General features: G+C 42.2%; 23 protein-coding genes. 3 read left to right on the forward strand and 20 right to left on the reverse strand.

The window, feature by feature from the left end; all coding sequences use genetic code 11:
* Window positions 1-38 precede the first annotated feature (38 nt).
* The gene (locus tag BLL40_RS01515; RefSeq protein WP_073710132.1) at window positions 39-305 is read left to right on the forward strand and encodes a DUF2624 family protein; all 267 of its coding nucleotides are present in this window, start codon (window positions 39-41) and stop codon (window positions 303-305) included.
* On the opposite strand, the gene BLL40_RS01520 is transcribed toward BLL40_RS01515, so the two are convergent.
* Both BLL40_RS01520 and BLL40_RS01525 read right to left on the reverse strand, forming a co-directional pair.
* Complete coding sequence (locus BLL40_RS01520; RefSeq protein ID WP_073710133.1) at window positions 295-1,194, reverse strand: deoxyribonuclease IV; 900 nt, start codon at window positions 1,192-1,194, stop codon at window positions 295-297. The two genes, BLL40_RS01515 and BLL40_RS01520, sit on opposite strands and share 11 nt — an antisense overlap.
* Window positions 1,195-1,209: 15 nt before the next feature.
* Window positions 1,210-2,520: a DEAD/DEAH box helicase gene (locus tag BLL40_RS01525; protein WP_083566191.1), complete on the reverse strand. Its 1,311-nt coding sequence runs from the start codon at window positions 2,518-2,520 to the stop codon at window positions 1,210-1,212.
* 140 nt (window positions 2,521-2,660) lie between these two features.
* Between BLL40_RS01525 and vrrA the strand changes: the two genes are divergently transcribed.
* Complete coding sequence (gene vrrA / locus BLL40_RS16735) at window positions 2,661-3,035, forward strand: VrrA/YqfQ family protein (RefSeq protein WP_159434174.1); 375 nt, start codon at window positions 2,661-2,663, stop codon at window positions 3,033-3,035.
* A gap of 64 nt (window positions 3,036-3,099) precedes the next feature.
* Window positions 3,100-4,056 carry a 4-hydroxy-3-methylbut-2-enyl diphosphate reductase gene (locus tag BLL40_RS01535; RefSeq protein WP_073710136.1) on the forward strand — a complete coding sequence of 319 codons (957 nt, stop codon included), beginning with the start codon at window positions 3,100-3,102 and terminating at the stop codon, window positions 4,054-4,056.
* Between the two features lie 35 nt (window positions 4,057-4,091).
* Here the strand turns inward: BLL40_RS01535 and BLL40_RS01540 are convergent, their stop codons facing one another.
* The 18 genes from BLL40_RS01540 to BLL40_RS01625 all read right to left on the reverse strand — a co-directional run bounded on the left by BLL40_RS01540 (window position 4,092) and on the right by BLL40_RS01625 (window position 20,511).
* Window positions 4,092-5,210 carry a Nif3-like dinuclear metal center hexameric protein gene (locus tag BLL40_RS01540; protein WP_073710137.1) on the reverse strand — a complete coding sequence of 373 codons (1,119 nt, stop codon included), beginning with the start codon at window positions 5,208-5,210 and terminating at the stop codon, window positions 4,092-4,094.
* Window positions 5,188-5,904: a tRNA (adenine(22)-N(1))-methyltransferase gene (locus BLL40_RS01545; protein ID WP_073710138.1), complete on the reverse strand. Its 717-nt coding sequence runs from the start codon at window positions 5,902-5,904 to the stop codon at window positions 5,188-5,190. The genes BLL40_RS01540 and BLL40_RS01545 overlap by 23 nt, the downstream gene beginning before the upstream one ends.
* Window positions 5,905-5,999: 95 nt before the next feature.
* Window positions 6,000-6,374, reverse strand: coding sequence for a cytochrome c550 (cccA, locus tag BLL40_RS01550; protein WP_073710139.1), 375 nt, complete (start codon window positions 6,372-6,374; stop codon window positions 6,000-6,002).
* 129 nt (window positions 6,375-6,503) lie between these two features.
* Complete coding sequence (locus BLL40_RS01555; protein WP_073710140.1) at window positions 6,504-7,028, reverse strand: hypothetical protein; 525 nt, start codon at window positions 7,026-7,028, stop codon at window positions 6,504-6,506.
* Window positions 7,029-7,132: 104 nt separating this feature from the next.
* Entirely contained in the window at window positions 7,133-8,254 is a 1,122-nt protein-coding gene (gene rpoD / locus BLL40_RS01560; RefSeq protein WP_073710141.1) for an RNA polymerase sigma factor RpoD, read from the reverse strand.
* 35 nt (window positions 8,255-8,289) lie between these two features.
* Complete coding sequence (dnaG, locus tag BLL40_RS01565; protein ID WP_073710142.1) at window positions 8,290-10,107, reverse strand: DNA primase; 1,818 nt, start codon at window positions 10,105-10,107, stop codon at window positions 8,290-8,292.
* Between the two features lie 244 nt (window positions 10,108-10,351).
* Window positions 10,352-11,161, reverse strand: coding sequence for a pyruvate, water dikinase regulatory protein (locus BLL40_RS01570; protein WP_073710143.1), 810 nt, complete (start codon window positions 11,159-11,161; stop codon window positions 10,352-10,354).
* Between the two features lie 21 nt (window positions 11,162-11,182).
* On the reverse strand, window positions 11,183-11,821 hold the full coding sequence (gene ccpN, locus BLL40_RS01575; protein WP_073710144.1) for a transcriptional regulator CcpN: 639 nt from the start codon (window positions 11,819-11,821) through the stop codon (window positions 11,183-11,185).
* 92 nt (window positions 11,822-11,913) lie between these two features.
* On the reverse strand, window positions 11,914-13,986 hold the full coding sequence (gene glyS / locus BLL40_RS01580; RefSeq protein ID WP_073710145.1) for a glycine--tRNA ligase subunit beta: 2,073 nt from the start codon (window positions 13,984-13,986) through the stop codon (window positions 11,914-11,916).
* Window positions 13,979-14,869, reverse strand: coding sequence for a glycine--tRNA ligase subunit alpha (gene glyQ, locus BLL40_RS01585; protein ID WP_073710146.1), 891 nt, complete (start codon window positions 14,867-14,869; stop codon window positions 13,979-13,981). The genes glyS and glyQ overlap by 8 nt, the downstream gene beginning before the upstream one ends.
* Before the next feature lie 284 nt (window positions 14,870-15,153).
* Window positions 15,154-15,933, reverse strand: a complete 780-nt coding sequence (recO, locus tag BLL40_RS01590; RefSeq protein ID WP_073710147.1) for a DNA repair protein RecO — start codon at window positions 15,931-15,933, stop codon at window positions 15,154-15,156.
* A gap of 27 nt (window positions 15,934-15,960) precedes the next feature.
* Window positions 15,961-16,869, reverse strand: coding sequence for a GTPase Era (gene era, locus BLL40_RS01595; RefSeq protein ID WP_073710148.1), 909 nt, complete (start codon window positions 16,867-16,869; stop codon window positions 15,961-15,963).
* The gene (locus BLL40_RS01600; RefSeq protein ID WP_073710149.1) at window positions 16,862-17,260 is read right to left on the reverse strand and encodes a cytidine deaminase; all 399 of its coding nucleotides are present in this window, start codon (window positions 17,258-17,260) and stop codon (window positions 16,862-16,864) included. The genes era and BLL40_RS01600 overlap by 8 nt, the downstream gene beginning before the upstream one ends.
* Before the next feature lie 14 nt (window positions 17,261-17,274).
* A complete protein-coding gene (locus BLL40_RS01605) occupies window positions 17,275-17,652 on the reverse strand; it encodes a diacylglycerol kinase family protein (RefSeq protein ID WP_073710150.1) in 378 nt (125 codons plus the stop codon).
* Window positions 17,630-18,100 carry an rRNA maturation RNase YbeY gene (gene ybeY, locus BLL40_RS01610; RefSeq protein WP_073710151.1) on the reverse strand — a complete coding sequence of 157 codons (471 nt, stop codon included), beginning with the start codon at window positions 18,098-18,100 and terminating at the stop codon, window positions 17,630-17,632. The genes BLL40_RS01605 and ybeY overlap by 23 nt, the downstream gene beginning before the upstream one ends.
* Window positions 18,084-19,073 carry a PhoH family protein gene (locus BLL40_RS01615; protein ID WP_073710152.1) on the reverse strand — a complete coding sequence of 330 codons (990 nt, stop codon included), beginning with the start codon at window positions 19,071-19,073 and terminating at the stop codon, window positions 18,084-18,086. Before BLL40_RS01615 ends, ybeY begins: the two co-directional genes overlap by 17 nt.
* 24 nt (window positions 19,074-19,097) lie before the next feature.
* Window positions 19,098-20,225, reverse strand: a complete 1,128-nt coding sequence (locus BLL40_RS01620; protein ID WP_073710153.1) for a sporulation protein YqfD — start codon at window positions 20,223-20,225, stop codon at window positions 19,098-19,100.
* Window positions 20,218-20,511, reverse strand: a complete 294-nt coding sequence (locus BLL40_RS01625; protein WP_159434175.1) for a YabP/YqfC family sporulation protein — start codon at window positions 20,509-20,511, stop codon at window positions 20,218-20,220. Before BLL40_RS01625 ends, BLL40_RS01620 begins: the two co-directional genes overlap by 8 nt.
* Between the last annotated feature and the right edge of the window lie 33 nt (window positions 20,512-20,544).

Raw genomic sequence — 20,544 nt, forward strand, 5'->3', positions numbered from 1 at the left:
CTAAGTAAACGAAGCCGTTGCAAGAAAGGAGAATGAGAATGCAGCCTCTGCACGATCTCGTGAACAAACGAGTTCAAAATATTACAAAAAAAGAATTACTTGAACAAGCGGCAAAATTCAATGTGTCTGTGACAGATCAGCAGGCTCATGATTTTATTCACTGGCTGTCAACTCATAAAGTCGATTTATTTTCGGAACAAAAACGGACAGAGCTTCTTCAGACAGCTGAACGCATTCTCGGCAAGCGAGAAGCGGTGGCACTGGAAGAGATGCTCCGTCCTTATAAACACTTTCTTAAACTGTAATACTTGCCTGTACTTTTTCCCGCACACCTTCATCAAATGTTTTCGCTTTCAACATGGCGATTTCATGGAGGTATGGCGGTTTTTTCGTATTTTTATCTTCACCGATATATGGTGTTTCCAATATTTTCGGCACATTTCCAAGTTGTGGGTGATGGACAATATAGTTCAGCGCATTAAAACCGATATGACCGAAGCCGATATTTTCGTGACGGTCTTTCCCTGCGCCTCTCTCATTTTTGCTATCATTAATATGAAGTACTTTTAACCGATCTATGCCGACAATTCGATCAAATTGTTCGAGTACACCATCAAAATCTTCTTTTATGTCATACCCTGCATCATGTGTATGACACGTGTCAAAGCAGACAGACAATTTATCGTTTTGCGGTACCATATTCATAATCATAGCAATTTCTTCAAAACTGCGGCCACATTCTGTTCCTTTGCCAGCCATCGTTTCAAGCGCAATCTGAATGGTTTGATCACTTGTTAGCACTTCGTTTAAACCTTCGGCGATTTTTTTTAAGCCTGCTTCTGTACCCGCCCCAACGTGTGCACCGGGATGAAGGACAATTTGACTAGCACCAATCGCGGTCGAACGTTCAATTTCCATTCGTAGAAAATCAACACCCAGCTGGAACGTTTCTGGCTTAATTGTATTACCAAGGTTAATAATGTATGGTGCATGAACAACGATTTCATCAATGCCATTTTGCTCCATATGGAGTCGGCCTGCTTCAATATTTAAGTCTTCAATACTTTTACGGCGTGTATTTTGTGGTGCACCTGTATAGACCATAAATGTACTTGCACCGTACGAAACGGCTTCTTCACTTGCACCGAGCAGCATTTTTTTACCGCTCATTGAAACATGTGATCCGATTTTCACTTTCAAAACTCCCTGTTACTTTTTTCTAGCGTCAATACGACGCTGGCGTTTTTGTTGTTTCGCCACTTCAAATTTCCGTTTTTTCTTATAACCCGGTTTTACTTTTTGAGGACGACTTGTAATGGCCCGCACTTTCGGATCAACCGTGTCGTCTTTTCTCTCGCGCTTTTTCCGACGGTTGCGGTCAGCCGTTTCGATAATCTCCTTATTTCGCACATCACCATGGCGGAAAATGATATCTCTTTGTTCAAGTCTAGCTATTGAATCTTCATCAGATGGTGCATATACCGTTGCGCAAATACCAGATGCTCCAGCACGCGCTGTCCGGCCAGCACGATGAATATAAAAGTCAAGATCTGATGGCAGCTCGTAATTAATGACGTGGCTGACACCTTCAATATCAATTCCACGTGCAGCAAGATCTGTCGCCACAATGTATTGATATTCTAAATCGTGTATTTGCTTCATCATTTTTTTTCGTTCACGCGGTGGCAAGTCACCATGTATACGGCCGGTCTTCAATCCTTTTTCTAAAAGCTTATTTGCTACTTCATCCGCTTTTTGTTTCGTGTTTGTAAACACAACCGCTAAATATGGATTAAATGCTACTAACAAATCATGAACGACGTCCACCTTGTCACGGCTTTTAACTGGAATTAATAAATGATCGAGATTAGCAGCTGAAAGACGCTTCGGTTCAATGTGCACATATTCTGGGTTTTCCATATATTTCTTTAAAAAAGGTTTTAATTTTTCCGGAATTGTCGCTGAGAAAACAAACATGCCCAGTTTTTCTGGCATACTTGATGCAATCCGATCGACGTCATTAATGAAGCCCATATCAAGCATCAAATCAGCTTCATCCACTACAAATATGTCCGCTTTATGAACAGAAATTGCATTATCCCCAATTAAATCTGCCATACGGCTCGGTGTTCCGACCATTATATGCGGAGGTATTTTTAAACGCTCAACGTCACGCTTTTTATCCGTACCACCAACAAAATGGCGTACCACGATATCTTCATCCGACTCTTTCGCGATTTTTTGAAATGCTTGATAAATTTGTGTTGCAAGTTCCCGTGTCGGTGCTGTAATCACAGCTTGTACTTCTTTTTTATTTACATCAATCCGGTTTAAAATAGGGATTACGTATGAATGAGTTTTCCCCGTTCCAGTCTGCGATTGACCGATTGCACTTTCCCCTTTTAAAATAAGCGGAATTATATTGCGTTGAATCGGGGTCGGTTCTGCAAAACGAAGTGCCTCAATTCCTTTATAAATAAACGGTTTTAATCCGTATTGCTCAAATGTTTGATTTGCCAATGGGCTTCTCCACCCTTTCATGTTCGATAATTTATGCACGTTATGATGATATACTAAATGAGTCTATAAAGCAAAGGAAGCTTTACTCACCTCCCGTCCATTTATTGAATACGATAGAGAAAAAGGAAAGGGTGACAGTTTTGCTGTACCGACATGCTCCAAACATAGGCCGTCGTTTTTATTATCCACCGCCTCCCGCTTCACATATCCCACCCCCTATCCCAGCGGCTACCCCGACATCTATTCTGAAGTCAGGCAACTGGATGGAACAAGCTCGCCAGTTGATGGCAGCGGCCGAGCAAATGCGGCCCCTTATTGAACAATACGGACCGCTCGTAAAAAATTTACCATCCATGTGGAAACTGTATCGTGCCATGAATTCGACACCGGATGGGGGGGAAAGCAGTCCAGAGTCTCCAGAGTCTCCAGAGCCTTCAGAGCGTTTGAGACCGGTCAAAAAAGAGCCGCTCAAAACATCTGAATCAACACCATGGTTTCCGGGACGAATTAGTTGATTACTTTGTTTTCATGTCTTCCTCCTTTATAATAGAGAAGAGAAGAATAAGGAGGACCTATTACATGAAAATTATTAAAATTTCACCACGCGGTTATTGTTACGGTGTCGTTGATGCGATGGTTATTGCCCGCAACGCCGCTCTCGATAAAACACTTCCACGCCCCATTTATATTCTTGGTATGATCGTCCATAACAAGCATGTCACTGATGCATTTGAAGCAGATGGCATTATTACACTCGATGGGAAAAACCGAAGAGAAATTATTGAACAGGTCACAGAAGGAACCATTATTTATACCGCACATGGTGTATCACCGGAAGTGCGCGAAATCGCTCGTCAAAAAAACTTAACAACGATTGATGCGACATGCCCTGATGTCACAGTTACACATGATTTAATCCGCACAAAAAAAGCGGAAGGCTATCACATTATTTACATCGGCAAAAAAGGACATCCTGAACCCGAAGGCGCTGTCGGTGTTGCACCAGAAATTGTTCATCTTGTGGAAAATAAAGCAGATGTCGATGCGCTTGCCATTGACTGCGATAAAATTATCATCACGAATCAGACGACGATGAGTCAATGGGATGTAATGGATATTATGGAAGCAATCCAAGCCAAATATCCGCACGCCGATATGCATAAAGAAATTTGCTTGGCAACTCAAGTAAGACAGGAAGCGGTAGCCGAGCAAGCTGGTGAAGCAGATGTACTGATCGTCGTCGGTGACCCAAAAAGCAACAACTCAAACCGTCTCGCACAAGTGTCAATTGAAATTGCTGGCACAACCGCCTATCGCGTATCCGATGTATCTGAAATCAAAATTGACTGGCTGAAAGACGCCAAAATCGTTGCAGTGACAGCCGGTGCTTCTACACCGACACCAATCGTTAAAGAAGTGATTCAATTTTTAGAAGCATTTGAGCCAGAAGACGAATCAACATGGGTACGCGAACAAAAAGTACCGCTAAGTAAAATTTTACCGAAAGTAAAAAAGTCTACTTTAACATCACGTTAAAAAAGCAGATCCGAACGATCGGATCTGCTTTTTTCTTATACAAATTGAAACGGGTCTGTCGGTATCGTTGACGAAATAAACGTTACATCATACTTTTGCTGTGCCGCTTTTTCTTTTAATACAACAACTGTTCCGTTTTTCATAATTTTTTCTACATTGTGCCCTGGATCTACAACGGCCAACCCTTCTGCATCGGCATCATGCGCTGTATGATAATAGAAGTCCCCCGTTACATACACATCTGCTCCACGCCTTTTTGCATCTTGCCAGTATTTATTCCCATCGCCGCCAAGGACTGCCACTTTTTGAACAGAACGAGTCAAATCACCAACAACACGTACACCGCCAGATTCCAATTTTTCTTTCGTGTGATGGGCAAATTGTTCAAGTGTCATCGCTTCCGGCAAATAGCCAATACGGCCGAGGCCGAGCAATTCACCTTTATTATGGAGCGGGTATAGATCATAGGCCACCTCTTCATACGGATGCGCTTTAAACATTGCCGCCAACACTTTTTTCTCCTTACGGACTGGATAAATTGTTTCAATCCGCTCCTCTGAAACCAATTCTATCTGGCCTAATTCACCAATAAACGGTGTCGCCTCTTCTTCAGCCCGAAAACGACCGGTGCCGCTTTGTGAAAAAGAGCAATGACTATAGTTACCAATAAATCCAGCACCTGATGCACCGAGCGCCTCACGCATTGATTTGGCATGATCACCTGGTACAAATACGACAAGCTTGCGCAGTTCTTCCCTATACGTCGGCACTAGGATATCTGTATTTTCTAAACCAAGCGCATTGGCCAGCATATCGTTCACTCCGCCCGCTGCAACATCAAGATTCGTGTGTGCAGCATAGACAGCAATATCATGTTTAATGAGCTTTTCAAGTAACCGACCTGCTGGCTGATCCGTTACCACTGCGCCAAGGGGCCGGTAAATGATCGGGTGATGTGCAATAATTAAATCGATCTTTTCTTCAATCGCTTCATCTACGACACTTTCGAGAACGTCAAGCGCAATCATCACTCGTTTACATAATTTATTAAGTCGGCCGACCTGCAAACCGACTTTATCACCATCCACTGCATAGGATTTCGGCGAAAATTGTTCAAACAGCTGAATAACCTCATGACCGTTCGGTGTTTTCATTGCTCATCACATCCTTTATCCATTGCCGTTTTTGAATCATTTCCTGTTTCTTGCGAGCAGCACCTTCACTGTCTTTTGCACCCGATAGCTGTGCCAGTACTTGGTCAATTTGAGTAAGTTCACGCTGCCACTTCAGCCGGAACGCTTCGTTCTGGCTATTCATTAAATGCGGACCAAAGTATCGTTCTTTTTCTGTCAGCTTTTTCCCTGTTCCTAAAACGCTGCTAATCACCTCGTACACCTGGCCATCTTCTTCTAGAATGGCTTCATCTTCAATGACCCAGCCATTTGAATCAAGCCATGTCCGGACTGAATGAGCGGCGATATTCGGCTGAAGCACAAGCTTTTTAACACCCCTCAGTTTGTCAGCACCTGCTTTTAAAATAGAAGAAATGAGCGGACCGCCCATTCCGGCGATCGTAATACATTCCACCTCACCGGTTTCCAGTACAGCAAGTCCGCTTCCTTTTCGTACATCAATATACGCTGAAAGCCCTTCAGAGACTACCTGACGCTTTGCAGATTGAAAAGGACCTTCTACTACTTCACCCGCTACGGCACGCGTGACGATGCCTTTCTTTACAGCATAGCACGGCAAATACGCATGATCTGATCCGATATCTGCAAATGTTTTGGCCGGATGGATAAATGATGCTACTATTTCTAATCTTTTTGATAATTGATTGCTGTTCATCAGTAAGTTCACCGCTCTTTTTATTCATTCCTGTTTATTCTACCATATTCATGATGAAAAAGAGGTCTTCGCGGAATGCAAAGACCTCTTTTTTATTATTTAATTTCAGCTAACCATGCAGCCATTGCTTCCGCATTTTCAGCCGGAACAAGTCCTGCTGGCATTGCACCTTTACCGTTTACAAGGATGTCCTGAATTTCTTCCTGAGAAAGTTTTTCACCAACACCTACAAGAGAAGGTCCTACGCCGCCTTCATAGCTGCTGCCGTGACAACCGATACATGAAGACTGGTAATGACCTTCCGGATCGAATTCTCCACCTGCAGCTACGTCGCCTCCACCTTCTTCAGCGTGCTTTTCTTCTTCCGCCACTTCTTTCGCATTGTCAATCCCATCTAATGACAAGAAGAACATCAAGCCGATACCGAATACCATAATCAGCCAAAATGGAATAATCGGATTACGTTTCATTTGTTTTCCCTCCCTTTATGTATGCATCATATTCAAAAAGTACAAACACCTATTATTTTACTTGAAAAATGGGTTGGCGAAAAGGCTTATGATAAAGATTTTTTCTGACCGTTGCAAATTAGACACATTTTATCCCTTAAATACGAAATAAAGAATAACAACAAAGCCAAGTAAGGCAGAAATCGTAAAATAAATAAGCCGCAGCTTCATTCCTGTATACAGCCAGAGAAGACAATTCAAAAGCAATATACCATATAATGCAAGCGGATTTCCATCAAAGAAATAGGTGATCAGTTTCATTGAAAGAAGTAGAAGCATGACAGCTGCTCCTAAAAAAAATATTGGAACCAATATTTTTTTGCGTGAAAAGTACATAGCCAGTAGTAACAGAAATCCGACAAAACTTGTCAAAACTACTGTTTGCAAAATAAATGAAAATTCCGTAAAATGAAGGACATATATAGAAATTGGCAGAAGCACAATTGCCAACAACGAAGACATCCAGTGAATACGCTGTATTCTCGCTCGCCGACCTGGTTCTGTATAATCTTCACCTTGTGTGTACAATGCCAGCAAATAATCACAATAATGGGGTGGCAACATATTATTTTCTTTCCAAATTAATATCTCGTTAATTATAATTTCTTTTTTCATTTTGAGACACACCTCAATTTTAAATAATTCGTAACAAAAGAGGAATGTCCTTCTTTTTTTCTAAATATATAAAATAAGCCGGGTGTGGGACCCCGGCTGCTCACTTATTCAAGGAAATCTTTTAGCCGTTTACTACGGCTTGGATGGCGTAGTTTACGAAGTGCTTTTGCTTCAATCTGGCGAATTCGCTCGCGCGTAACACCAAATACTTTGCCGACTTCTTCAAGTGTACGTGTACGTCCATCATCAAGACCGAAACGAAGACGAAGGACATTCTCTTCACGGTCTGTCAATGTGTCTAGAACATCTTCAAGCTGTTCTTTTAATAATTCATATGCTGCATGCTCAGATGGGGACGTTGCTTCCTGATCTTCAATAAAGTCGCCAAGATGTGAATCGTCTTCTTCACCAATTGGCGTTTCAAGTGATACCGGTTCCTGAGCAATTTTTAAAATTTCCCGGACCTTTTCTGGCGTTAGATCCATTTCTTCTGCAATTTCTTCCGGTACTGGTTCACGGCCGAGATCTTGTAATAGCTGGCGCTGAACACGGATCAATTTATTAATCGTTTCTACCATATGAACGGGAATACGAATCGTCCGTGCTTGATCAGCAATCGCACGTGTGATGGCTTGACGAATCCACCATGTTGCATACGTACTGAATTTAAACCCTTTACGATAATCAAATTTTTCAACGGCTTTAATTAACCCCATGTTGCCTTCCTGAATCAAGTCAAGGAACAGCATGCCTCGGCCGACATAGCGTTTAGCAATACTGACAACAAGACGTAGATTTGCTTCTGCAAGACGGCGCTTCGCTTCCTCATCGCCTTCTTCAATACGGTGAGCAAGCTCAATTTCTTCCTGGGCAGATAACAAATCAACGCGGCCAATTTCCTTTAAGTACATGCGGACCGGGTCATTAATTTTCACACCTGGCGGGACACTTAAATCATTTAAATCGAACTCTTCACTTTCTTTTTCAAGCTCTTGAATATTTGGATCGCTTTCGTTGCTATCCTCTTCAACAAGTTCGATTCCTTGTTCTGTTAGCGACTCGTAAAATTCATCAATTTGTCCGGAGTCTACTTCAAACGAGGCAAGTTTATCCGCCACATAATTATATGTTAATTCACCGCGTTTTTTACCTGTTTCAATAATGAGTTCTTTTGCTTTATCAAGTGTTAATTCAGCTTCTTTGGAACTTGTTGACTTTTCAGTCATGAGTCCCCCTCCTTCCAACATCCTGGCCGTCACATTTAACGGGAAAACAATTTTTCGAGTGCGATAATCTCACTCAAAATATGCGCAGCGCCTACATAATCATGTCTTTTTTCAGCTTCATCCCGCTCTTTTTTCTTCTCTTCAATCTCAAAACGGCGACGCTGTTTATTAATTTCTTTAACGTAATCCATCAGTTCTTCTTCACTAGGCTCATCACTCACTGTCATCAAGCTGATGTCAACGGCTAGCCGGCGTAATTGATCATCAGGCAACACTGTCAAAAAAGAAGCTGTATCCGGCGCGTTTGCTTGTTCATAATAACCTAAAAGGTACGTGAAAAGTGCCTGGTGCTCGTCCATTGTAAACGGTTCTCCTTGAAGCATCGTCCGAACGCGATCAGCAACGTCTGGACTTTTCAGCATATGGGCCAACAGCCGGCGTTCCGCTGTTTCATAACGCGGATATTGCTTCATTGGCCTTGCTTTCTGTACGAGCATCTTTATTTTCTCGTCATCTTGATGTATCGGCCGTTCCGCTCTTTTTTTCAGAAAAAATGCTTTCTCCTGTTCCTGCAGTGCTTGAAGTGAAAGTGAAAACTCACCGGCTAGCCGGCGCAAATAATGATCGCGCTCTACTGCTTTTTTCAAACTGGCGATTTCAGCAAGCACATCTTCAATGTAACGAAACTTCTGCGATTCATCCCGCAAATTTTTCCCACGTTTCAAGTATTCCATTTTAAACGCCATTAATGTAAGCGATGCATCTTTTACATAAGCTGTAAATGATTCTGATCCATTTCGTTTAATGAACTCATCCGGATCAAGACCGTCCGGAAGTAGCGTCACATTAACAGTTACACCATTCTTATCCAGCATTTGTGCTGCTTTAAAAGCCGCATTTACTCCGGCATTATCGCCGTCATAGCAAATAATGGCTTCTTCTGATGTTCGTTTTAACATTCGGATATGCTCTTCTGTAAGCGATGTACCCATGACAGCAACAGATTGATCAAATCCGGCACGCACTGCGGCAATGACATCCGCAAATCCTTCGAATAGAATAAACTGTTTTTGCCGTTTAATCGCTGTTTTTGCCGCATGAAAATGATACAGAAGACGGCTTTTATGAAAAATCGCTGTTTCCGGCGAGTTTAAATACTTTGGCTGCGCGTCACCTATACTGCGGCCGGAAAAGCCTACTACATTGCCTTTTTCATCCTGAAGCGGAAACATGATCCGTCCACGAAATCGATCATAATAATGACCGGTTTCTTCATTTTTCAGCAAAAGCCCCGCCTGTTCCATACGCCCTGGATCAAAACCACGTTTTTGCAACACGTTCAGGCTAAATTCGTTCTGAGGCAGCGACCATCCAATTTGAAAGCGGTCAATATCTTCATTTGTAAACCCGCGCTCATGCAAATAGTGAAGCGCCTCGCCACCTTCATCTGTATTCAATAAAAGATGACGATAAAATTTTGCCATAAGGGCATGCGCTTCAAGAAAGTCTGCATACTCATTTAGCTTGAACGATTCACCGTTTTTTTCTGAAGCAGAAATGTCAAGCATTACACCCGCACGATCTGCAAGCCTAGCCGCAGCTTCCTGAAAAGGAATTTGATCCATTTCCATTAAAAAAGTAAATACGTTCCCCCCTGCACCACACCCGAAGCAATGATAAATCTGTTTTTCAGGTGAGACAGAAAAAGATGGAGAATTTTCTCCATGAAACGGACAAAGTCCCAAAAAATTGCGGCCCTGTTTTTTCAGCTGTACATAATCGCCAATTATATCGGCAATGTCAACTCCCTGTTTAATCTCTTGAATCGCTTCTTCAGAAATTCTTCCTGCCATGTGTTATCACCAGCTACAAAATCGTATTTTGTACTTATTCTACACGCTTGTTTAGAATCCTTCTTTCAAACGAAAGTTCGTTTTAAAAAACACATTCCCGACAAAAATTATGCATATCGAAATGAAATTTACATCGTTAGTTTATTCCTTTGAACAGAGGTCTAAACCTGTTTCAATCACATTTTTATCACAATTCTTTATTATAGATCATTTTCATCAAAATGAAAAGTACATAATCGAGTGATTATGTACTTTTCCGGCTGCGGTACATGCTCATAATAATATTAGCGGTTTCTTCCACTGCTTTATTCGTTACATCAATGACGTCACAGCCTATTCGAGCTGCAATATTTTCAAAATAAGTCAATTCTTTTTTGATACGCTCAACATCAGCATAGCTCGCATTATCATCAAGACCTAATGAAATAAGGCGCTCCTTGCGAATTTGATTTAATTTTTCCGGGCTGATCTTTAAACCGATGCATTTTTCTTTCGGAACAGAAAACAACTCTTCGGGCGGATCAACTTCCGGCACAATGGGCACATTAGCCACTTTCACCCGCTTATGCGCAAGATATTGTGACAATGGTGTTTTGGACGTACGTGAGACACCAATTAAAATGATGTCAGCTTTCAATAAGCCGCGCGGATCGCGTCCATCATCATATTTAACGGCAAATTCAATCGCATCCACTTTTTTGAAATATTCTTCATCCAGACGGCGTACAAGGCCCGGTTCAAATAACGGTTCCATTGCACACATCGATTCTAGCTGATCCATCAGAGGACCAATCAAATCGAATATTTTAATATTTTCTGCTGCCGATGCTTCCACCATATACTGACGTATTTCCGGTTTGACCAGCGTATACACAATAATGCCTTGATCTTCTTTTGCCAAGCTGACAACTTCATCAATGTGAGACAGATCTTCTACGTATGGAAATCGTTTCATGACCGCAGGACCGCTAAACTGACTCAGTGCTGCTTTAGTGACAAGTTCGGCCGTTTCCCCTACCGAATCAGACACAATATAAATAATAGGATCATTCACGTCATTTTTGCCGCCTTCCTGTTAATGATCATCATTTGTTAATGAGACAAATGCCCGTGTGATCATCGTTTTCGTGATACGTCCGGTCACTTCATAACCTTTTTCTATTTTTTTAACAACCGGTACACTATCGATCTGCTTTTCAAGCAAGTTTTTTGCCACATCCAGGATCAGATCGTCTTTTTTGCATACTGTAATATTGGGCATACGTGTCATAATAATATTTACTGGAAGCGAATTTAGGTCCTGTTGGCCAATACTTGCACGCAACAAATCTTTGCGCGATAAAACACCAGACAAACAGCCTGATTCGTCAACGACAAACAGTGTGCCAACATCTTCAAGAAAAATCGTTACAATCGCGTCGTACACCGTAGATTGCTCCTTTACAATAACCGGCACTGCCTGAAAATCACGTACGGACAATTTCTTTAATTTTTCTGTTAAGAGCTGCGTACTAGACTTTCCTGTATAAAAATAGCCAACGCGTGGACGAGCATCCAGAAACCCTGACATCGTTAAAATAGCAAGGTCTGGACGAAGAGTTGCACGTGTTAAACTCAGTTGTTCTGCAATATGTTCACCAGTAATCGGACCGTTCCCTTTGACAATTTCTAATATTTTTTGCTGCCGCTTATTTAACTCGATTTTCCCCACCACCCATTAAAATAAATCTTAATGTGTTATACGATTTATTTATCATTATATACTATTTGAGCAAAACATACATCGGGTAGTATTGAATAGCCGTTTTATTTCGTCATGATCGCTGGAACATCTGCAAATTCAAGAATGAACATAGCAAGACAGCGCATCAATGCAAGGCGGTTTTGCTTTACTTGTGCATCCTCTGCCATCACCATCGTATTGTCAAAATATTGTTCAATCAATTGTTTTAACCCAGCAAGTAATTCATACCGTGCATGCATAGATGAAGCTTTTGTCCATGCTGTTTCCAAATCTGAATACGCACTGTACAGTTGCTTTTCTTCTTCATTTTCAAAGAAAGATGGATCGACATCCTGGCCATCTTCTGCTTTTTTCGCAATGTTCACAACGCGGCTGAGCGCTTCCATCGTTTCTTTGAAGTCCTCATCTTCTTTATGGTTCATCAAAACAGATGCAGCTTCTTCCATTTCTTTTAACGTACCGCTGCGCTTTGCCAGAACCGCATCAATGATGTCATACGGAATTCCTTTTTCCTGTAAAATGTGTTTCACTCGAAGTATGAAGAACGCAACGATTTCTTCTTGCAATGCGGAAGCATCTTTTTCACCAATACGATCATGCAGCACTTCTTTCACTCCAGCTGCGATCACGTCTGCAAGCGGCATATGCCATTCATGATCCATCATCGTCTGCACAATTCCAGCTGCCTGACGGCGAAGCGCATATGGATCCTGTGAGCCGGTTGGAATAATACCAACAGCAAAACATGCCGTAATCGTATCTAGTTTGTCTGCTAGACTGACAAGCGCACCTGTTTTAGTGGATGGAACCGTGTCTTCTGCAAAACGCGGTTTGTAATGTTCATTCACAGCAACGGCTACATCCTCATTTTCCCCTTTTTGACGGGCATATTTTTCTCCCATTACCCCTTGTAGTTCCGGGAACTCATAGACCATTTGCGTCACAAGGTCAAATTTACAGATTTGCGCAGCACGATCTGTTGAGATTTTCACTTCTTCTGATGCATTTGTTAAATTGGCAAGTGCCGATGAAATACGGCGAATACGTCCGACTTTTTCAGACAACGTCCCGATTTTTTCGTGATACACGATTTTTTCAAGCTTTTTCACAAGATCATCGATACTGGCTTTTTGATCTTCTTTATAAAAGAAATCTGCATCAGCTAAACGGGCGCGTAATACTTTTTCATTTCCACGAGCCACTTTATCAATTGCATGATCATTTCCGTTACGCACTGTAACAAAATGAGGAAGCAATGTGCCATCCGCCTTTTTCACCGGGAAGTAACGCTGGTGTTCTTTCATCGATGTAATGAGCACTTCTTCAGGCAAATCAAGAAATTCTTCGCTAAATGAACCGGACAAAGCCGTCGGATATTCAACGAGATTATTCACTTCTTCCAAAAGAGCATCATCGATTGGAATAGCCCAGTTGTTTCGTTTTTCAAGTTCTTTTAAACCTTCGACTATCATGTTTCGACGCTTGATTGGATCGACAATAACGGATTGCTGCTTCAATGTCTCTTCATACGAAGAAGCATTCACAATCGTTGCAGTCGTTCCGAGAAAACGGTGACCTATCGTTTCGTTTCCACTTTGCACACCAGCCATCTCAAATGGAATGATTTTCGTGCCGAACAGTGCCACGATCCATTTAATTGGACGCACGTAGCGAATATCACTGTTGCCCCAGCGCATATTTTTACCGAATGTTAAGCTTAGTGCAATGTCTTTTAACGACGGAAGCAGCTCAGCTGTCAAACGGCCTTTCACAAATTTATTTACATATGCATATTCAACGCCATTCACTTCTTTAAAGTAAATATCGTCTACCGACATCCCCTGGCCTTTCGCAAAACCAGCAGCAGCTTTCGACCATTCGCCGTTTTCTGATTGAGCAATTTTTTTCGCAGGACCTTTCGCCTCTTCGTTCGTATCAGCTTGTGCATCGACGGTATCTTTTACAATGACAGCAAGGCGTCGCGGCGTAGAATAAAGCAATACGTCACCATGTTCAATATTTTGTTCATTTAAAAATTTACTCACCTTTTCGCCAAGTTGATTCATTGACTGTGTCACAAAACGAGCCGGCATTTCTTCCAATCCAATTTCGAGTAGGATATCCTGTTTATTCATGATCAGCCATTCCTTTCTGTTTCAATATCGGGAAGCCTAACTTTTCCCGCTCATTATAAAATGTTTTCGCGACTTGACGAGCAAGATTACGCATCCGTCCGATGTAAGCAGTACGTTCTGTAACAGAAATAGCACCGCGCGCATCGAGTAGATTAAAGACGTGCGAACACTTCAGCACGTAGTCGTATGCTGGGTGAACGAGTCCTTCATCCATTTGGCGCTTCGCTTCTTTTTCGTATACACCAAACAAGTCAAATAACATATCTACATTAGACGTTTCAAATGTATATTTAGAATGCTCAAATTCCGGCTGATAAAAAATATCATGAACGGTAAATCCATTTGTCCATTCCAGCTCAAATACGTTTTCTTTTTCTTGAATGTACGAAGCGAGACGTTCAATACCATATGTAATTTCAACCGATACCGGTTTGCACTCGAGACCACCTACTTGCTGAAAATACGTAAACTGTGTAATTTCCATCCCATCTAGCCACACTTCCCAGCCAAGTCCTGCGCATCCTAGTGATGGATTTTCCCAGTTATCTTCAACGAATCGGATATCATGCTCAAGCGGATCGATTCCGAGCGCTTTTAACGAATCAAGATACAATTCTTGAATATTATCTGGTGATGGCTTCATGATCACCTGGAACTGGTGATGCTGATAAAGACGGTTTGGGTTTTCACCGTAACGCCCATCTGCCGGACGACGGCTCGGTTCAACATAGGCTACATTCCAAGGCTCCGGTCCAATTGCCCGTAAAAATGTATACGGACTCATCGTTCCTGCTCCTTTTTCTACATCATACGCTTGCATTAAAATACAGCCTTGGTCAGACCAATGCTTTTGCAGCGTTAAAATCATATCTTGAATATTCATATCTACTTCCTCCTTTTTTCTGCATCAAAAAGCCCGTCCCTATGTACAACAGTCTCTTGTACATAGGGACGGGCTATATATACCCGCGGTTCCACCCTACTTGCCTTTAATTTGGCCGCTTTTTTTAAAATTATCCCGCTCCGGAATGCCTTTCCTCGCTGTTCTTTTACCCGGCTCACACTATCCTGGGCTCGCTTTTAAAAGAGTTCATCGCATACTTTTTCCATCGTCGCAGTTATTATTTCTTTTGTCTATTTAAAACGTAATGCATAATAGCTGTTTTGTCAATCATCATTCGTTTCTTCTTTCGATTGAAAATTGTAATCAAGCCGCTCCATCTGCTCCAGAAAACGGCGTGATTTCAAATACAAGCCAGCGTATTCATCGTAATACATCGAAATCACGGCTCGTAGTTCTTTTTTCGTCGGCTCTTTCACATCAATATTGCCAAGGCGTTCAAGATCGAAAAAATAAAATAAACGCAACAGGCGAATGGACGCTGGAAATAACGGTAAAAAATGCGGGTCCTGTCCTGTGCACCGATGGCATATCAGACCATTTTCACGGATTGAAAAGCCGAACTTGCCTTCCGTTTCTCCACAGACGACGCACGAAGATAGTTCAGGACGCAGTCCAACTTGCGAGAGCATTTTCATTTCGAATATGTTCGTCACAATCGCTGCATCAGCACCTTCATTTATATAATCAAGACTTTTCTGTAACAAATTAAACAAAGGCAGATTTACTTCACCGTCCTCTGTCGTTCGATCCGTCATTTCAACAATATAGGCGGCGTACGCCGTTTTCATTAAATCTTCACGTATGTAACGCATGGACGACAGAGCTTCTCCTTGCTGCATCGTTCCAAGTCCGCGGCTTTCTTGTACGAGAAAATGACCATGTGTGAAGGGCTGCGTCACACCAGATAATCGGCTATTTGTCTTTTTCGCACCTCTTGCCACCGCGGCTTTCTTTCCTTTTTCACGCGTAAACATTGTAACGATTTTATTCGTTTCACCGTAATCGTTCGTTCTTAGCACAATGCCCTCTAATTTCTCAAGCATAGCCCCAAAACCCCTTCAGAGTACTTTTTAATACTCGTCTTCTTTAAAGCCTAGCTCACGCAAATTAGACGCTTTATTTCGCCAGTCTTTCTGCACTTTTACCCACAGTTCAAGAAACACTTTTGACCCTAGTAAATTTTCAATATCATGACGTGATCGTTTGCCCACTTCTTTCAGCAAAGCCCCTCCGCGTCCAATAACAATGCCTTTTTGTGAATCTCGCTCAACAATAATTGTCGCCATCACATCAATCATATCTTTGCCGTCACGCTTCGCAATTTTATCAATGACAACCGCGATTGAGTGCGGAACTTCTTCACGCGTTAAATGAAGCACTTTTTCACGGATCAGTTCTGACACAATAAACCGTTCTGGGTGATCTGTGACCTGGTCAGCCGGATAATATTGTGGTCCTTCTGGAAGAAGCTTTTCAATTTGCTCAAGCAGCCGGTCAACATTATTCCCTTCCAGCGCTGAAATTGGTACCACTTCCGCAAAATCCAATAAATCTTTATATTGATCAATTAAAAGCATGAGCTGATCTGGATGAATACGGTCAATTTTATTGATGACTAGATAAATTGGTGTTTTTATTTCTTTCAACTTCTCGATAATAAATTCATCACCGCGACCTAATCCTTCTTCTGCATTAATCATAAATAAGATGAGATCAACTTCTTTTAACGTGTTTGTCGCTGTTTTCATCATAAAATCCCCAAGCTTATGCTTCGGTTTATGAATGCCCGGTGTGTCGATAAAGACCATTTGTGAATCATCTGTTGTGTAAACACCCTGTATTTTGTTGCGTGTCGTTTGTGGTTTATCGCTCATAATAGCAATTTTTTGACCGATGACGCGATTTAAAAATGTTGATTTACCGACATTAGGCCGGCCAATAATAGAAATAAACCCTGATTTATACGCTTTATTACCCATTCAAATCCTCCGGTGAAAAGGCACCCGGCAGAAGTTCCATTACGGTAAGTGTCTGCACGTCGCCTTCTAAATTAGTTAAAATAACTTTCATATCAGGTGGACAAAGCTCCGCGATTACTTGACGACACGCACCACATGGCGGTACCGGCCTTTTCGTATCGGCTATAACCGCAATCGCTGTGTAGTTTGTAACACCTTCTGACCATGCTTTAAAAATCGCTGTACGCTCCGCGCAATTGACAACACTATAGGCTGCATTTTCAATGTTACAACCGCCAAAAATGTGGCCATCTTTGGTCAGCAATGCCGCACCTACTTTAAATTTGGAATATGGAGCATATGCGAGGTCGCGCGCTTTTCTCGCTTCTTCAATCAATACGTGCTGATCCATATTATTCACCTCTTTTATAATTTTGGGATAAAAATGATCAGTCCGATAATAACCGCTGCACAAGCATACAACAGTACAGCGCCGGCAGCAAGATCCTTTGCCATGCCCGCCAGCGGCTTATACTCTTTCGTCACGAGGTCAACTGCTTTTTCAATCGCTGTATTGACAATTTCAAGCGCCATCGTTCCTGCGATCAGGCCAATAATGATACACCATTCCAAACGTGTGAGCGAAAAAATCAAACCGGCTGCCGATACAATAGTACCGGCAGCAAAATGAATACGCATATTAGGCTCCAGAAAAGCCAGTTTCAGTCCGTTGCCGGCAAACCGGAATGAAGACATAAGGCGGACAGCGCTGAAAATTCGACTATCTTTCAAGTCCAAACGCATCAAGAATCTCTTTTTGCCGGCCAAACATTTCTTTCTCATCTTCTTCTGTCATATGATCGTATCCGAGCAAATGGAGGAATCCGTGAACCGTTAAAAAGCCCAGCTCCCGCTCAAACGAATGACCGTAGTCTTCTGCCTGTTCTTTTGCCCGTTCAACCGAAATGATAATGTCACCGAGGACACGCGGCATGTTCCCACCGGTGATCGCTACTTCATCTTCACCCATTTCTTCAAGTGCGAAGGACAGAACATCAGTCGGTACATCTTTATCGCGATACTCCCGGTTGATTTCTTGAATGCGGCTATTCGTCACAAATGTCACCGACACTTCACTGCCGTTCGGAATGTTTTCTTGTTTGGCGGAAAACTGGAGTAGTTTTTCTGACAGCTTGCTCGTTTCCTCATCCAGGCTATTCGTTTCATCCAAAAAATCAACGTCGAGCACCATTTTTTTCATCCCCTTTTTCCACTTTTTCATACGCATTAATAACTTTTGCGACGAGTGGATGACGAACAACATCGCTTTGATTAAGATAAATAAATGAAATACCGCTCGTTTTTTCTAAAATACGTTCTGCTGCAACAAGTCCAGATACCGCGCCCTTTGGCAAATCAATTTGCGTTTGATCACCGTTAATCACCATTTTCGAACCAAATCCAAGACGCGTCAAAAACATTTTCATCTGAGCATTCGTCGTGTTTTGTGCTTCGTCTAAAATGACGAACGCATCATCAAGCGTCCGGCCTCGCATATAAGCAAGTGGCGCAATTTCAATCGTACCGCGCTCAATCATCCGATCTGTATGTTCCGCGCCGAGAACGTCATGCAGTGCATCGTAGAGAGGACGTAAATATGGATCAACTTTTTCTTTTAAATCACCTGGCAAAAAGCCAAGGCTTTCACCGGCTTCAACAGCTGGACGTGTTAATATAATTCGCTTAACGCGACTGTTTTTGAGCGCACGGACAGCCATAACGACCGCCAAATACGTTTTTCCAGTGCCTGCGGGGCCGATGCCGAATACAAGATCTTTACTGCGGATCGCTTCAATATAATCGCGTTGTCCAAGCGTCTTAATACGAATCGATTTGCCTTTTGCATTTTTCGTAATTTCTTCTTCATACAATTCATTCAGATATTCAATCGTGCCATTTTTCGCCATTTGTACAGCGTTGATGACATCCCGTTCACTAATATTAATTTGCTTGCGAATGACAGCAAGCAGCTGTTCAACTACAATCCGGGCTTTTTCCACGTTATTTGCCGGTCCTGTTAAATGAACTGCTTCACCGCGTGTCACGATGGAGACATGAAACTCTTCTTCCATAATCGTTAAATTACGATCGGATACCCCGAATAATAATACTGCTTCGTTTTGGTCGCCTAGAGCGACGGCTGCTGACTTCAATTCTTCCTGCATTCCTCAGTCTCCTTCGTTGACAGGTTAGTTAGTTGCAATATTTTCAAGTACTTGGAAGTGTATAATCATCTCTACTTTACCATTCCCAACCCGCTTCTGTAAAACGTTTTCACCTTGAATGTGCGCCTTTTCCGGAAGCCTGGCCATCAACTGTGTCCTTGCTGTTTGAATCGCTCTCTTTTCCATTTCGTTCGCTGTCTCAATCGTGTTTACTTTTTTCAATTCGTAATCGGTCACTGTGCGGAAAGATAGTGGCAGCTTATACGAGAAAAAATGAAATTGATATACATTTTCTTCTGACTGAAATGGTTTGCGCAACGACGCTTGTGTCCAGAGGGCGTATTCTTTATCTTGTAACGATGCATATACAGTTAGTCTTTTTTTACTGCTTCTCGCCTGTAGTGAATCATTCACCATCCTCACAGTTGCTTTATACCATGTTTCTGCTATAACTGTGCCGCGTGCTGGATTTTTTTTCGTTCCGGTCACAAGCCGGTCTCCTTTTTCAACAAATTCACTGCGACGTACTTTCGACAAGCCTTGTTCCACAAACAAATCATGAATGACACCTGCTTTTGATGCTCTTAAATGGCGGCTGCTAGAAACCGTTTCTTTTTTCGGGCTGCTGGCTGATACATCTGCTTTATACACAACACCACTTTTCTTCAGCGAAAATCTCGTGACACCTGGCACTTGTAGCAGGGCGCGTTGTTTGAGTTCTTGTTCATCGATCTGATCAAATCGGATAGCTCCTTCACGAATGCCCTCCTGTTTTAAAAATGTCCGAATCAACTTTTCCGTTTGCGTATCCGCTCCTGTGACATCAATACGGATAATCATGGCTGAAAGCAAAATGATAATGAAAAAGAAACACATACTCGTTAACACAAAAGGATAATTTTGAATCGCACGCTGCATTAAAAAAGGCAAGCCCGTTCCTTTTTCCAAGCGAATGGTTCCATTGAATTGGCGCGCTTCTTTTCGTAAAAGTCCAAGTTCTCGAACCCGCATTTGAAAACGAATGACATTCTTTTTTTCATATTTAATGTGCACAAGTATGGCGCCTCGCTCATGCAGCCTGCCGGGTAATAATGAAGCATCCGGGCCGGAGACGATAACAGTCACTCCACCGGATAAAAAAAGATTAGCCAAAGCGATGACCCTGTTTCATTTCTAGTTGTATATTTGTCATCGTTCCTTCGACGAGGATTTCTTCCGGCATTAATTCCTTTACTTCAAGTAATTTCCCTTTTATGTGAAGAATTGATCCCGGCAGCTTTATGCGGACATCCTGTTCTGTAAATTGCTCAAGGCGTTCTGGATATTGAATCGCAATTTGCGTGCTTCCAATGATCGTGATTCGCGGTACTCCCCCGGCTGCATCAGCAGGCAGTCCTGCCAATTTACTGATAAATGCCGCCCCTTCTCTTTTCTTCATAAAAACAAACGCCCCTTTCTTTTTCATATGTTT

This window comes from Domibacillus mangrovi (assembly GCF_001906925.1).
GTDB lineage: Bacteria > Bacillota > Bacilli > Bacillales > Domibacillaceae > Domibacillus > Domibacillus mangrovi.

Coding starts and splice junctions, on each gene's coding strand:
- cccA (WP_073710139.1), bottom strand. CDS start 6,374: ATGAAACGTAATCCGATTATTCCATTTTGGCTGATTATGGTATTCGGT.
- BLL40_RS01545 (WP_073710138.1), bottom strand. CDS start 5,904: ATGAACAGCAATCAATTATCAAAAAGATTAGAAATAGTAGCATCATTT.
- BLL40_RS01515 (WP_073710132.1), top strand. CDS start 39: ATGCAGCCTCTGCACGATCTCGTGAACAAACGAGTTCAAAATATTACA.
- BLL40_RS01605 (WP_073710150.1), bottom strand. CDS start 17,652: ATGCGTTTGGACTTGAAAGATAGTCGAATTTTCAGCGCTGTCCGCCTT.
- glyS (WP_073710145.1), bottom strand. CDS start 13,986: ATGAATAAACAGGATATCCTACTCGAAATTGGATTGGAAGAAATGCCG.
- BLL40_RS01600 (WP_073710149.1), bottom strand. CDS start 17,260: ATGGATCAGCACGTATTGATTGAAGAAGCGAGAAAAGCGCGCGACCTC.
- BLL40_RS01535 (WP_073710136.1), top strand. CDS start 3,100: ATGAAAATTATTAAAATTTCACCACGCGGTTATTGTTACGGTGTCGTT.
- BLL40_RS01625 (WP_159434175.1), bottom strand. CDS start 20,511: ATGAAGAAAAGAGAAGGGGCGGCATTTATCAGTAAATTGGCAGGACTG.
- era (WP_073710148.1), bottom strand. CDS start 16,869: ATGGGTAATAAAGCGTATAAATCAGGGTTTATTTCTATTATTGGCCGG.
- glyQ (WP_073710146.1), bottom strand. CDS start 14,869: ATGAATATTCAAGATATGATTTTAACGCTGCAAAAGCATTGGTCTGAC.
- dnaG (WP_073710142.1), bottom strand. CDS start 10,107: ATGGCAGGAAGAATTTCTGAAGAAGCGATTCAAGAGATTAAACAGGGA.
- BLL40_RS01540 (WP_073710137.1), bottom strand. CDS start 5,210: ATGAAAACACCGAACGGTCATGAGGTTATTCAGCTGTTTGAACAATTT.
- rpoD (WP_073710141.1), bottom strand. CDS start 8,254: ATGACTGAAAAGTCAACAAGTTCCAAAGAAGCTGAATTAACACTTGAT.
- recO (WP_073710147.1), bottom strand. CDS start 15,933: ATGCTTGAGAAATTAGAGGGCATTGTGCTAAGAACGAACGATTACGGT.
- ybeY (WP_073710151.1), bottom strand. CDS start 18,100: ATGGTGCTCGACGTTGATTTTTTGGATGAAACGAATAGCCTGGATGAG.
- BLL40_RS01615 (WP_073710152.1), bottom strand. CDS start 19,073: ATGCAGGAAGAATTGAAGTCAGCAGCCGTCGCTCTAGGCGACCAAAAC.
- BLL40_RS01555 (WP_073710140.1), bottom strand. CDS start 7,028: ATGAAAAAAGAAATTATAATTAACGAGATATTAATTTGGAAAGAAAAT.